The following is an 11,493-nucleotide window of genomic DNA, read 5'->3' on the forward strand; positions in this document are numbered from 1 at the left end:
GATCGAATCGGGGGATGCGCGGGGGCGGGGGCTGCAATCCGCCCGTCAGCCAGCGACGACGCTGGTCAGACGCAGCAGTGCGGCGCGGCGCTTCCGCTCCTGCAACTTCTGTTCCTGCTCGTACGCGATCGCAGAGTCCCGGCCGCGCTCGCGGTCATACTCCGCCAGCCGCTCCGCGAGGGTCGGCTCACCGGTCTCGGTGTAGAGCGCTCCGAGGGCACTGCGTACGGTCTTCAGCTTGGAGCCCGGGACGGCCGCCATGCGGGCGGTGATCTGGCTGACCTCCACCAGCCGCGCCGACCGGATGTTCTCCAGCACATCGGCGCGGTCCTCGTCGCCCATCTCGGCGAGCTTCTTCCACTCGGGCAGATCTGTCCTAACAAACCCCACGGACAGCTCCCGCGCGCTGCCGGACCGGGCCATCGCCCGCTTGTCGCGGCCGTCCTGGGTGTCGTCGTAGGCGCCCCCGATGTGCAGGAGGGTGGTCTGCTCGTCGGCACGGAAGGTGCCGATGGGAGTGAAGGGGCTGTGCATCCACAGGTAGGCGTACGAGCCCTTGTCGATGCCGCGCCGGAAGACGCCGGGGTGGAACGTGGTGCCGTACGAGTCCTTCTTGCCGTACTGGCAGGCCACCCCTTCGAAGGTGCCGTCCTGGCCTTCGTCGACGCGGAACTCGTGCGTCTCGAAGACGCGGAACTCGATCTCCATCACTGGCCTCCTCGGGCCTGGTTGAGGGCGTGCTCGGCGTACACCTCGGCCACGCCGTTCATCACGTCTCGGTGCGCGCTGCTGAGCTTGGGCGCGTACCGGTAGACGACGCGGTTCTGCTTGTCGCGGCCGTCGTACTCGTAGACGACCTGCCCGTGGGCGAAGGTCATCAGCTTGGGGACTTCGCCGTCGGTGCCGAGGCGGACGGCGATGTTCTGCTTCCCGTCGTACGGCCCCCGGCGCACCTCGCGGAACGGCACGCCGGGCGGGCAGTAGGCGCCGGTGTACTGGGCGTGCCCGGCGGGTTGGAGGATCGCGCGGACCTCGCCGCGCAGCAGAGTGGCCACGGTCAGGACTCCTCGAACTCGAAGGTGAGAGCGCATCGACACTGGATGCTCTGGCTCGCGGGGGCGGTCGGGTCCGCTGGCCACCGCGACTTGGTGAGGGTGAACCTCTTGTTCATCGCGGCCGTGTTGCCGTTCTCCTGCCGGTGGGTCTCCCGCGTCCGCTGGTCGCCGGTCGCAAGCCACCGCTTCGTCGTCGCGCCGGCGTCGAGGGCTGCCAGGAACGACGCCTGGCTGTAGCCGCCGACGGTTTCCGTGCGGGCGATCATCGTCGCGCGGTAGTCGGACAGGTTGGTGAACACCTGCTGGAGTCGCGCGCGCAGCTCGGGCACCGACTCCCCCTCCGCGACGCCGTGCGCGAGGAGCTGCGAGCGGAGCACCTGCTCCGTCGTCGCGGTGACCTGCCCGGCCAACTCCTCGATCCGGGCGGCCAGGGCGCGCGTGACGTCGGGCTCGTCGAGGTCGAACGACCCGGTGATCGAGGCCCCGCCCCGGCGCCACACTCGCTCGATCCACGGCCGCAGCACCTCCCCCGTCCGGCGCCGCCAGTACCGGCCGTCGAACAGGTCCCGCACGCTGACGCGCTCCTCCCAGCCCTCCGGGCCCGCGGCGACGTCCATGTCGGTGAGGCGCGCGGCCGGCACCTCCTCCGGGTCCGGCGGGGCCAGGGTGACTTGCTGCTCCCGAGCAAGTGCGCAGGACTGCGCCCGGACCTCGCCGAGCCACGCCGCGGATCGCTCGGGCTTCTTCATCAGCCGGTCGAAGTCGCGGAGCACCCGCTCCCGCTGCTCGCGCGCGAGGGACTGCACCGCGCGCCGGCCGCCGCCCTCCAGGTCGTCGTACGCCGAGTTGATGTCGGCGAGCGACGGGGACGACGGGGTGTCGTCGGCGCGCTCCAGACGGGGCGTCGGACGGTCGTCGACCTGCGGCGGAATCGCGCCGAGCAGCCGTACGAGGGCAGCTTCGACGGCTCGTTCGACGACGGTTTCGACGTCGGGCGTCGGCGGGATCAGACGGGAGAAGTCCGCGTCCCAGGACCGCGCTTCGTCGCCCGCTGGAGCACCCTGCACCGGCGCGAACTGGCTCCTGTACGGGGTAAGGGTGTGCGCGCCGAGGCCGTTCGGCAGCGGGTCCAGCCCGAGGGAAGCGCGCGCCTCGTCCACCGTGGTGATGTCCGCGTACATGCTGGCCCGCGCACGGTTGGCCACGGAGTCCTGCGAGTCCTGGAGCGCGTCCACCCCCGACAGGTCGAACACGGCGTCCTCGGCGTCCGAGGGCAGCATTCGCAAGTCGATCTCGCTGGACACCATCTCCAGCTTCGGCCGGATCGTGTCCGACCACAGCGTGGCCTTCGCGGCGCTCCGGTTCTCGTACGTCGTGCCGCCGACCAAGTAGTCCCTCGGCACGCCGAACGCCAGCATGACCTCGTCGGCGTTCGCGACCCGACTCTCCAGGTACTCCATCTCGGCGGGCGTGAAGGTGACCCGCTCGTACCCGATGCCCTTGGTGCCGTTCTGCCCCGCGCCCGGACTGCTGCGAACCAGCAGGGTCTTGCCCGCGTTCTCCGGGCCCTGCATGCTGCTGCGCCACGCGGCCTTGACGTCGATGAACTCCTTGTCGCCCATGTCGCCGAGGTAGACGACGCCGGTCGGGCGGGCGCCATTCTTGTACGACTGCCTCTGCCACTCGCGGGCGAAGGCGTCCATGTCGACGGCGTGCCGGGCGGCCTTCCACGGCGCGAGGCATCCCAGGGGATCGAAGGGGTGCGGGTACCGCAGCCACAGCATCTCCTCGGGCAGCACCGGGACCTGCGTTCCGTCCGCGCGCCGGATCATGAAACCGACGATGTTCGCCGTGGTCGGCCGCAGGCGGATCGGCTTGTCGACCACGACGTCCACCTGGTCGAAGACGAGGTGGATCTCGGTCGGGTCGCCGAGGCCGGTCTCTCCGCGGTCCTGCCAGACGAAGGACTGGCCCGCCAGTTCGGCCTGCATGAAGGCGAGGTACTTGAGCGCGCGCGCCGACATGAAGGTGTTGGGCCGCTTGTTGAACAGGTGCGCGATCGGGTGGTCCTCGATGAACGAGCCGTCGGGACGCGCGACTTCGAGGGGCACGCTGCTCGCGTTGCTCGCGATGGCGTCCACACACCGGTACGCCACGGCGCTGTTGGAGAAGCCGCGGGCCTCGGCGTCCAGAGACAGTGTGAGGGACTGCTGTCCGCCGATCGAGGCCACGGTGATCGGCATGCGGTCCCGGAGCGTATCGAGGCTCAGCGCGCGCTTCTCCGCCGCTCGCCCGAGGGCCCGGTTCCTGTACTGGCTCACGTCGTCCTCCTCAGGCGACCGCGGCGGAATTGCCCGCGGGCGCGAGCATGAGAGCGGTGAGGGCCCACACCATGGCGTCCAGCCGGTCCGGGCTGTCCTTCCCCGGCACCCACGTGGTGAGCTGCGTCTCCAGCTCGGGCAGGCTGTTCACGATGTGCGCGGCGTTCTGCGAGAACACGGCAGCGACCGGCTCGGCGCGGGTGGCCTTGCCGCGGGTCGCGGTGACGGTGTCGTAGTTCACCGTGTTGTCGATCTGCCGCAGCGTCGTCCCGATCCAGTCGCCGCCGTTGTTCGTCTCGGCGATCACGACGTCGGCCTTCCACGCGTGGTACGCCTCGGCGACCTTCCGCATGCACTCCTCGGGGGACATGCGGCCGGACAGGTCGTCGAGGACGTAGGCGTGCTGGCGGGCGTAGCCGTTGCGGTCGGGGATGTACGCCTGGCCCAGCCCGGCCACGATGATGCCCATCTCGTCGGACTCGTCGCCGTCGGTGGCGGCCGGGTCGATCGCGACGACGATCCGTACGAGCGGGGGCGTCGCGCCGACGCGGGTGCGGTCGAGGACAGTCCGCTTCCACAGCGTGCCCTCGATGTCCTTCAGGAGGACGCCGTCCAGCTCCTGGGCCTCGGTCGCAGTCCCCGCCCACTTCCGGATCAGGTGGTCGCGCTGCTCCTGCGGGAGATGGACCGCGTCGCGCGTCCGGCCTCGGGTGACGATGACGTCGTCGCGCGCGTCCAGCTCGATGATCTCCGTGCGAGGCTTCGGCGTGGTGCTCGCGACGTAGTGGGGGTTCGGGCCGATGCGCAGGCCCATCTCCGAGTGGGTGATGGCGTCCTTCAGCCGGCGCATCGCGGCAGCCTCCTCCATCCACACCAAGCAGCGGTTGCCGCCGGCGCGGAGGCGTTCGACGTCGTCGGGGCCGTGCGCGCCGAACAGCTTCGCCTCGGCGCCGGACGGCCAGCGGACGAAGGTCCCGCCGACTGTGGTGCGCAGGGAGACGCGCGGGTCGTGGGCCTTCAGCCCGGAGGGCCCGTTGACGCACGCTTCGACGGCGTCGCCCTGCGTGGGGGCGATGATCGCCATGCGGTGCCCGCCGGGAAGGCGCGGGTCGCAGGCGGGCCCGTTGACGTGGGCGACCATGTAGCGGGCGCAGCCGTCAGTCTTGCCGGTGCCACGGCCCCCGAGCTGGAGCCACCAGCCGAGGGTGGGGATGCGGTCGGGTGGAACCTGCCAGGGGTACGGAGTCCACCGGTCCCACCGCTTCTGCCAGTAGATCTCGGCAAGCTGCTGCTCCAGTACGTCCAGTTCTTCGGGCGTGAGGTCGGCGAGTTCGGCGTCGAGGTCAGCGTGCGTCGTCATCCCGCACCCAGCTCTGCGATCTTCTCGGCGAGTTCCTTGATGCGAGCGATCCGCTCGTCGGTGACGGTGGCGTTGACCCTCACGGGGGCGTACAAGCCGAGGAGCTTCGCTTGGTGGTCGAGGAGCTTGACGAGGGCCTCGTCGGAGCGGACGTCTCCCTTGACGACCTTGGGCATGAGGCCGGTGATCGCGATGTCGAGGGTGGCGAGCTGCTCGCCGACGTATTGGCGGTGCGCGTCGGCCGCTTCCTGCGCGAGGGCCTCGACACCGCGCTTCCAGGCGGTGTGCGCGTTCTTGACGTCGCAGCCGAGGATGTCGGCGATCTCGCGGAAGCCGAGGCGCTCACGGGTACGCAGGCGTACGACCTCGTGCTCGCGCACGAGGCCGACGTCGTGGTTCGCCTGTCGCCTTGGCACCCGCACCTCCCTGGCAGGGACGGTACGGATTTCGGGCGGCTCAGGATCTTGGGGGCTGCAATCCGCCGGGTACGACGAGGCCCCGCCGACGTTGGTCGACGGGGCCGGTTGACGCTGGGTCAGCAGGCGTCGTACTTCCAGGCCGTGCCCTCCAGCGCCCACGGCTGCTTCGTCTGGTCGAACTTCGGCAGGCCCACGCCGTAGCTGACCCGCGCCAGCTTCCCGGACAGCTCGTCGATCACCAGCTCGGTCACGATCTGAGGCCCGTAGTCGGCGGCGGCCTGCTCAACTACGGCCTTGTACTGCTCGGCGGAGACCTTGGCCTTGCAGCGCGTCGACAGGGTGTCGTAGCCGACCTCGGCGTCGCCCTTGAAGTACGCCTCGGTGTAGTCCTGGACGGTTTGCCGGAGGTTGCTCTCCTGCGCTGGGTCGACGGCGACGGGCGTCGGCGTGCTGCTGGGTGCGCTGCTCGGGGTGGCGGCGGCCGGCGGCGTGGTGGGCGCGGCCTTGTCGTCGTCGGACGAGGAGCAGGCGCCGAGTGTGGTGAGCGCGAGGAGCGCGGTGGTGGCGGTGATGGTGGCGCGGATGCGCATCGTGTCCCCCCTTGGACAGTGTGTAGGGGGATGGTGCCACAGGGGGCAGACAGGAGGGCCTCGCCTGGGGGGATTCCGGCGAGGCCCTGTGACCAGTCTGCTACGAGGGTGTGACAGCGGTCAGTGGCCGCAGTCCTTGACCCACCACCCGCACTTCGCGCAGTACTCGTAGGTGGCTGCGAGGAGGCGTCGGATCATCGGTCGGTCACCCCCTCGGCGATGTGCACGTGGGTGTAGCTAGGCCGGTCTGGCGGAGCGCTGGTGTAGATCAACATCCCCTTCCGGCCTTTGAGAGGGGTCACGCTGAGAAGCGTGTGAGCTGCGCACTCTCGGCAAGAGGGGCGCTCCTCCTGCGGTGGGGGAGTGGCGGACCAATCGGACATGCGGCGGGCCGACCGCCACAGTGCGACCGTCCCCACCGAGACCACCGTGAGGATGCCGAGCCCCTCATCGATCACGAACAGGACGCCCGCGCCAGCGCCCGCCAGAAGGACCGCCGCGCACGCCCCGGCGACTGGCGACAGCTCGCCCTCGGGCTCCTTCGCGGCGCTCATCAGAACGCCCCGTACACGCGGTCGCCGATCGCGGACGCAGCCTGTGCGAGGGGCACTGCGGCGAACCCGGCGACGCTGGCGGAGGTGCCCAGGCAGATTCCGCACCAGGCACCACGCTTCAGCTCGGACCCGTACTTGGACTTCTTCACCGCGGCGATGAACGCGACCGTCAGGATGAGGACGACGCCGAGGCCGGGGCCGGAGACGGGCGTGAACGTGGCGGCGGCGGACTGACCGCCTGCGCCGCCGACGCCCCAGACGAGGGCGACGTCGCCGAGCCAGTTGGACAGGCCGAGGATGGTCTTGGAGACGAAGCCGACGGCGCCTCCGACGCCGAGGGTGGTGAGGCATCCATACGCCCATCCGAGGAGGAACGGGAGCAGGCCGGCGAGTTGGCGGACGGGGTCTTTGGTGAGCGTCTTGTAGCCGGGGTACCAGGTCACGAGTTGGTGGATGAGGAGGCAGAGGCCGATGGTGACTCCGCCGTAGGTCACGTACGTCACGGGGTTCCTAGCGGTGCACGGCGACGACGAGCGCCGCGATGGTGAGGAGGGCGGCGACCGTGCCGGTGACGGGGACGGTGCGCAGGTCGACCAGGGCGAGGCCGATGAGGGCGCCGGCGAAGGCCAGCACGAAGAGCACGCCGAACGCGGCGGCGCTCACGGGCGTTGTCCGGCGGCGGGCGGGAGCACGGGGGCGAGCTGGGGGAGGTGCGCGAGGTGGGGTTCGTGGCGCTCGATCTCGGCGCGGATGACGCCTCGGATCGTGGAGTCGCCGGGTGCGGTGCCGTACGTGGTGATGAGGGCGGCGCGCATGGCGGAGGTCGAGGGGCGGGTTCCGGCGTCGTAGAGGGGGCGGACGGCGGCGCAGCGTGGATCGGCGTACGTGATCGCGGGCGGCTGCTGCGCGGCGGCTGGGGCCGGGGCGACGGCGGGGAGTTGCGGGGCCTGCGCTGGCATCGGCGGTACGGTCGCAGCGTCGGCGCGCTCCACGGCGATGGCGGGTGCGGCCTGCGTCGTCTCCGCCCTCGGCACGGGCGTGGCCGCGAGGTGCAGAAGGTGCGCCAGCACGGCGGGCGGGACCATCGACGTCACCGCGATCAGCCACGGCTGGTTGTGGTCCATGTGCCCGGTCTGCACGAGGTGCGCGACGACCTGAGCGGCGAGCGCGAGGACGATCGCGAAGGCGGCGCCGAGGGTGGCGGACCAGCGTCCGCGGGCTCCCTTGGGGCGGGTGGCCGCAACGACGGCGGCGATGCCCGCGTACGCGGAGAGGGAGAACGGCATGCCGTACGCCCAGGGGTCGGACCAGCCCGCGTACTTGGCGACGTGGTACTCGCCGGGCATCGACATGATGAGGGTGGCGGCGAGGACGGCGGGGCGGCCGGCGGTGGTGGCAAGTCTGGCGTACCAGGGGCCGGTCGGGGGTGGTGGTGTGGCAGGCTTCTGCTCAGCCATGTGGAGTCACGTCTCCTGTGGTCAGAGCCTCGGCCCGGATGACCGTCCCGGCCGGGGCTCGCTTGTTGTGGGGCGTCGTCGGTTCACCCAGACGCTGGTGTCGGGTATCCGACACCGAACGAGGTTGAGGGTACCCGACACGGGGTCGGGTGGGGAGACTTACTCTCCGACGGGAGGTGGCGGGATGGCCGACGAGGTAGACGACGCACGTCAGGCGGCTGACGCCGTGTTCGCGGCGGTGCGGGAGGCGCTGCGTCAGCTGGAGGCGATCCCGGACGCGGGGGTGAGGGCGCGAGCGGCGGGCCTCGTGCTGCGGGAGTGGGCCGCCGAGAAGTCGCTGCCGAAGGAGATCCGACAGCAAGCGGTCGCCGTGATGCACGAGGAACAGGGGTTGGACTTCCCGGAGATCGGCGAGCTGATCGGGACGGACCGGTCGCGGGCGTGGCGGATCTGGAAGGGGATGCACTGAGTCGTGCGCTCTACCGGAATCGGAGGGTGCGCCGTACGGTCGCGGCATGAGCGAGGTGGAGAAGCGCGCGGCAGGCCCCAACATGCTGGAGGCCAAGGTCATGACCCCTGAACTGATCACGCTGGAAAGCGGCCATCAGATCGTCCGGATTGCGCTGCGTACGGAGACTGGAACGATCGTGTACGCCGAGCTGGGGTATGGCGAGGCGAACCTGTACGCAAGCGGGTTGGCGCGTATCGCGAATGCGGCGAGGGAGACGTCTAATCGGTTGCGTCCTCCGGTGCCCCCTGAGCAAAGGTCTCGTCGGCGGGGGTTGTAGGACGTGGCGACGCCCCGTCACCTGCCGTCGTCGGACGGGGTAGCGGGGCGTCTGGTCTGCGTCTAGTCCTCCGTGGCGGGCCGCTCGGTGACCATGGTGATCCTCTCCATGAGCCGGTGCTCCCACCCCGGCTGCATCTCACGCCGGGAGCCGAGCCGCTCCAGGGCCTTCGTCTTGGACGCCCAGGTGATGTGGACGCCGGAGGGGCGCTCCCATTCGGCGTCCGCGTGGGGGCGGGACTGGATGAAGTAGCTGTAGGTGGTGACGGCGTCGGGGTCTCGGGTGGGGCGGCGCAGGGGTTTGCCCTGGCGCATGTTGATGATTCGGGCGCGGCGCTGGTTCTGGTCCATGGGTCCTCCGGGTCAGGTGGTGGGGTCGGTGTCGTCGAGGGCGCGTTGCACTTCGTCGATGGCGGACGACCAGCCGCGTACGTACGCCTCCTGGTGAGGGGCGGCGGGGTGTCCGTTGAGTGGGTCCGGGCCGACGGCGCGCACGCGCTCGATGGCGGCCTGCGCCTCCTCGGCTGCCTCCTCGGCGGTGTGCTCGCGGTCGATCGCGGCGTTCGCTCGTGCGGTCTCGGTACGTAGCAGCTCTTCGAGGTGGTCACGGTGCCGGGCGATCCGGTCGCGGTCCTGCTCGATGTGCTCGGCGTTGCCCTTCCACGTCTCGCGACCGTTGATGATCTGCTCGACGCGGCGGCGCAGGGCCTCGCCCTCGCCGGGCAGGGATAGGACACCGCGCGCGGCGCGGTCGACGAGCACCCGGAGCAGGTACGGCGCGTCCTCGTCGTCGGCCGGGCTGCTCTCCGTCTCGTACCGGCGCTTTGCCGCGCGCACGATCTCCCGGAAGAAGGTCGCGTCCCGTTCGGTGAAGTCGCCGCTGCCTCGCACGCTGATCGTCTCGCCGTCGACCTCGATGGAGCGGCAGGTGTCGGGATCGGTCGGAGATTCGGCGCCGAGGATGTGGACCGGGTCCATCGGCTTGGGGCGTACGCCGGTGAGCATCTCGGTCAGCCGGGTGACGCGGTCGTCGTCGGTGGGCGTCGTCGGCTCGTCAGGGGTGGTGTCGACGGGCGTCTGTAGGGCGTCGGCAACCCGTCGGACCTGCGTTGTCAGGGCGTCGATGGCGCGGACGACGGCGCGCGCGTCCGTGGTGGGCTGGCTCATCGCTGCGCACCGCCCATCGCCATGCCGACCGCGCTGGTCAGCCACACCAGGGCGACCTGCTCGGCGGCGGTGGGGGACCAGCCTCGCTTCTCCAAGTCGGCGCGCATGCCGTCGGCGGAGTCGAAGAGCGGTGCCATCTGCTCGTTGAGCGCGAGGAGGCTGTTGGCGAGGTCGTGGCGCATGCGCGTCATCTCCTCCGGGCTGGGCGTCGTCATGCTGGGTGGTCCTTCCGGGTGCAGGTGTGCGGTGCGCCGGCCGTTGTCCACCAGGTCTCGCAGCACGGGGTGACGAGGTCGGCGACGGTGGTGTCCTGGGTGGTGGTGTAGGGGCGGAGGGCGCGCTCCAGGTCGGCGCGGGCGGCGCGTACCTCGTCGCGGCTGTACGCGTGGTGGGCGATCGCGACGGCGAGGAGGACGGAGGCGCCGCCGAGGAGGAGGGCGTACGGGATGGAGGCCGGCCAGGTGCGGACGGCGAGGTGGGCGACGGTGAGCGCGACGACCGCGTAGAGGGCGGCGAGGGCGTGGGTGAGGCGGCGGGTCACGGGACGACCCGGATGACGGCGAGCGGGGTGCCGGCCGCCAGCTCGGCATGGAGGTGGCGGAGGCGGAGCATGGCGCGTGCGTCGCGGCGGGCGAGGCGTCCGCGGGTGGCGGCGGGGAGGGTGCGCCAGCAGGCGAGGCACAGGTACTGGCGGGGCTGTCGGCGGCCGGTCGGGCAGCCGGGGCACTGGTGGTCCACGGGGGTTCTCCTGGGTGTGGTGGGTCAGGCGGTGAGCGGGAGGCGCTGTGTGGGCGCCTGCGGGCCGTGGAGTGGATCACTGGACGGGAGCGCCACCACATCCCCGGGCGCCCGCCCAGCGCCCGCGCGGTCCCGCTCCCGGCGCTCCTGCGACTTCCGCGCCTGCGCCCGCTTGCACCTCACGCACGCCTCCTCCCCCAGACGGCGGTGCATCCAGTAGCCCCGCGTCGTCCCGCCGGCCCGGTGCGCCTCGGCGAGGAGCTGGCGCCGGTTCGCCTCCACCGCCTCGTCGTGCGCCGACTGGCAGCGCGGACAGGCGCTCTCCCGCCGGCGGATGTGGATCTGGTAGCCGCGTTCGGTGCCGCAGCCCATGGCGCGAGCCTCGAAGTCCACGCCGCCCCACACGCCGTACTCCTGGCCCGAGGCGAGGGCGTACTTCATGCAGGCGAGCAGCAGGGGGCAGGCGTGGCACTGGCGGGCGGCGTACTGGCGGTCGGTGGCGTCGGGGCTGAAGTAGGGCTCGGGGTCGGTGCGGCAGGGGAGGCCCTCGGTGCGGGTGATGAGGTCGTGGAGGGCGGCGGTCATGGATACCCCCTGGGGTGTTGGTGGTGGGGCGGTTGGCCTGCGGTGCGGGTCAGGCGGTGTTGGGCTGCCAGCTGGGGCAGTTGGCCCGGAGGCTGTTGGTGATGTCGTGGTCTGCGGTGCAGTCCTGGGGCCATCCGGGGTGTTCGGGGTACGGGCCGTTCTCGGCGGGTGCGAGGTGGTGGCAGGTCTTGCAGCCCCGGGCGTCGGGGTTGCACCAGCAGCGGGCGATGTGGGTTGCGGCGGCGGCCTTCTTGGCCCATGTGCGGCGGCAGTGGGGGCACTGGTGGCGGGTGGTGGTGATGGGGGTGGGCAGGCTGGCGGCGGTCATGCGCTGTGCCTTTCGTGGTCGGCGGGCTGGCTGGCGAGGTACGGCTCGCAGCGGGGGTGGGCGGTGCGGCCGGGGCGTCGGGGGTCGGGCATGACGCGGCGGCGGCAGGCGGGGCAGAGCGGCCACGTGGTG

18 protein-coding genes are annotated in these 11,493 nt (G+C 71.3%); 2 read left to right on the plus strand and 16 right to left on the minus strand.

Annotation, left to right across the window (positions count from 1 at the left end; genetic code table 11):
- Positions 1-45: 45 nt before the first annotated feature.
- The 9 genes from AOK24_RS01005 to AOK24_RS01045 all read right to left on the minus strand — a co-directional run bounded on the left by AOK24_RS01005 (position 46) and on the right by AOK24_RS01045 (position 7,756).
- Positions 46-708 (minus strand): HK97 family phage prohead protease, encoded by a 663-nt coding sequence (locus tag AOK24_RS01005; protein WP_055718115.1) that lies wholly within the window; start codon positions 706-708, stop codon positions 46-48.
- On the minus strand, positions 708-1,055 hold the full coding sequence (locus AOK24_RS01010; RefSeq protein ID WP_055718116.1) for a hypothetical protein: 348 nt from the start codon (positions 1,053-1,055) through the stop codon (positions 708-710). The genes AOK24_RS01005 and AOK24_RS01010 overlap by 1 nt, the downstream gene beginning before the upstream one ends.
- 2 nt (positions 1,056-1,057) lie before the next feature.
- Positions 1,058-3,376 carry a phage portal protein gene (locus tag AOK24_RS01015; RefSeq protein WP_055718117.1) on the minus strand — a complete coding sequence of 773 codons (2,319 nt, stop codon included), beginning with the start codon at positions 3,374-3,376 and terminating at the stop codon, positions 1,058-1,060.
- Positions 3,377-3,386: 10 nt separating this feature from the next.
- Positions 3,387-4,736 carry a phage terminase large subunit family protein gene (locus AOK24_RS01020; RefSeq protein ID WP_055718118.1) on the minus strand — a complete coding sequence of 450 codons (1,350 nt, stop codon included), beginning with the start codon at positions 4,734-4,736 and terminating at the stop codon, positions 3,387-3,389.
- Positions 4,733-5,152 (minus strand): hypothetical protein, encoded by a 420-nt coding sequence (locus AOK24_RS01025; RefSeq protein WP_055718119.1) that lies wholly within the window; start codon positions 5,150-5,152, stop codon positions 4,733-4,735. The genes AOK24_RS01020 and AOK24_RS01025 overlap by 4 nt, the downstream gene beginning before the upstream one ends.
- 119 nt (positions 5,153-5,271) lie before the next feature.
- Entirely contained in the window at positions 5,272-5,745 is a 474-nt protein-coding gene (locus AOK24_RS01030; protein WP_055718120.1) for a hypothetical protein, read from the minus strand.
- A gap of 553 nt (positions 5,746-6,298) precedes the next feature.
- The gene (locus tag AOK24_RS01040; protein ID WP_055718122.1) at positions 6,299-6,802 is read right to left on the minus strand and encodes a hypothetical protein; all 504 of its coding nucleotides are present in this window, start codon (positions 6,800-6,802) and stop codon (positions 6,299-6,301) included.
- Between the two features lie 7 nt (positions 6,803-6,809).
- A complete protein-coding gene (locus AOK24_RS48260) occupies positions 6,810-6,962 on the minus strand; it encodes a hypothetical protein (RefSeq protein WP_159051762.1) in 153 nt (50 codons plus the stop codon).
- Positions 6,959-7,756, minus strand: a complete 798-nt coding sequence (locus AOK24_RS01045; protein WP_055718123.1) for a hypothetical protein — start codon at positions 7,754-7,756, stop codon at positions 6,959-6,961. Before AOK24_RS01045 ends, AOK24_RS48260 begins: the two co-directional genes overlap by 4 nt.
- A 184-nt stretch (positions 7,757-7,940) precedes the next feature.
- On the opposite strand from AOK24_RS01045, the gene AOK24_RS01050 reads away from it, so the two are divergent.
- The gene (locus AOK24_RS01050; protein WP_055718124.1) at positions 7,941-8,225 is read left to right on the plus strand and encodes a hypothetical protein; all 285 of its coding nucleotides are present in this window, start codon (positions 7,941-7,943) and stop codon (positions 8,223-8,225) included.
- A gap of 46 nt (positions 8,226-8,271) precedes the next feature.
- Positions 8,272-8,544, plus strand: a complete 273-nt coding sequence (locus AOK24_RS01055; RefSeq protein ID WP_055718125.1) for a hypothetical protein — start codon at positions 8,272-8,274, stop codon at positions 8,542-8,544.
- A 62-nt stretch (positions 8,545-8,606) separates the two neighbouring features.
- Here the strand turns inward: AOK24_RS01055 and AOK24_RS01060 are convergent, their stop codons facing one another.
- Genes AOK24_RS01060 through AOK24_RS01090 form a run of 7 tightly spaced genes read right to left on the minus strand, consistent with a single transcriptional unit; the run spans position 8,607 to position 11,361 of the window.
- A complete protein-coding gene (locus AOK24_RS01060) occupies positions 8,607-8,894 on the minus strand; it encodes a hypothetical protein (protein ID WP_055718126.1) in 288 nt (95 codons plus the stop codon).
- Positions 8,895-8,906: 12 nt separating this feature from the next.
- Positions 8,907-9,710, minus strand: coding sequence for a hypothetical protein (locus tag AOK24_RS01065; protein ID WP_055718127.1), 804 nt, complete (start codon positions 9,708-9,710; stop codon positions 8,907-8,909).
- Complete coding sequence (locus AOK24_RS01070) at positions 9,707-9,925, minus strand: hypothetical protein (protein ID WP_055718128.1); 219 nt, start codon at positions 9,923-9,925, stop codon at positions 9,707-9,709. Before AOK24_RS01070 ends, AOK24_RS01065 begins: the two co-directional genes overlap by 4 nt.
- Positions 9,922-10,251 (minus strand): hypothetical protein, encoded by a 330-nt coding sequence (locus tag AOK24_RS01075; RefSeq protein ID WP_055718129.1) that lies wholly within the window; start codon positions 10,249-10,251, stop codon positions 9,922-9,924. The genes AOK24_RS01070 and AOK24_RS01075 overlap by 4 nt, the downstream gene beginning before the upstream one ends.
- Entirely contained in the window at positions 10,248-10,448 is a 201-nt protein-coding gene (locus tag AOK24_RS01080; RefSeq protein WP_055718130.1) for a hypothetical protein, read from the minus strand. The genes AOK24_RS01075 and AOK24_RS01080 overlap by 4 nt, the downstream gene beginning before the upstream one ends.
- Before the next feature lie 24 nt (positions 10,449-10,472).
- Positions 10,473-11,033, minus strand: coding sequence for a WhiB family transcriptional regulator (locus tag AOK24_RS01085; RefSeq protein ID WP_055718131.1), 561 nt, complete (start codon positions 11,031-11,033; stop codon positions 10,473-10,475).
- 49 nt (positions 11,034-11,082) lie between these two features.
- On the minus strand, positions 11,083-11,361 hold the full coding sequence (locus tag AOK24_RS01090) for a hypothetical protein (protein WP_055718132.1): 279 nt from the start codon (positions 11,359-11,361) through the stop codon (positions 11,083-11,085).
- Between the last annotated feature and the right edge of the window lie 132 nt (positions 11,362-11,493).

The sequence above is a fragment of the Streptomyces niveiscabiei genome (assembly GCF_001419795.1).
Lineage (GTDB): Bacteria > Actinomycetota > Actinomycetes > Streptomycetales > Streptomycetaceae > Streptomyces > Streptomyces niveiscabiei.

Coding starts and splice junctions, on each gene's coding strand:
- AOK24_RS01065 (WP_055718127.1), bottom strand. CDS start 9,710: ATGAGCCAGCCCACCACGGACGCGCGCGCCGTCGTCCGCGCCATCGAC.
- AOK24_RS01060 (WP_055718126.1), bottom strand. CDS start 8,894: ATGGACCAGAACCAGCGCCGCGCCCGAATCATCAACATGCGCCAGGGC.
- AOK24_RS01005 (WP_055718115.1), bottom strand. CDS start 708: ATGGAGATCGAGTTCCGCGTCTTCGAGACGCACGAGTTCCGCGTCGAC.
- AOK24_RS01030 (WP_055718120.1), bottom strand. CDS start 5,745: ATGCGCATCCGCGCCACCATCACCGCCACCACCGCGCTCCTCGCGCTC.
- AOK24_RS01045 (WP_055718123.1), bottom strand. CDS start 7,756: ATGGCTGAGCAGAAGCCTGCCACACCACCACCCCCGACCGGCCCCTGG.
- AOK24_RS01020 (WP_055718118.1), bottom strand. CDS start 4,736: ATGACGACGCACGCTGACCTCGACGCCGAACTCGCCGACCTCACGCCC.
- AOK24_RS01050 (WP_055718124.1), top strand. CDS start 7,941: ATGGCCGACGAGGTAGACGACGCACGTCAGGCGGCTGACGCCGTGTTC.
- AOK24_RS01055 (WP_055718125.1), top strand. CDS start 8,272: ATGAGCGAGGTGGAGAAGCGCGCGGCAGGCCCCAACATGCTGGAGGCC.
- AOK24_RS01085 (WP_055718131.1), bottom strand. CDS start 11,033: ATGACCGCCGCCCTCCACGACCTCATCACCCGCACCGAGGGCCTCCCC.
- AOK24_RS01090 (WP_055718132.1), bottom strand. CDS start 11,361: ATGACCGCCGCCAGCCTGCCCACCCCCATCACCACCACCCGCCACCAG.
- AOK24_RS01070 (WP_055718128.1), bottom strand. CDS start 9,925: ATGACGACGCCCAGCCCGGAGGAGATGACGCGCATGCGCCACGACCTC.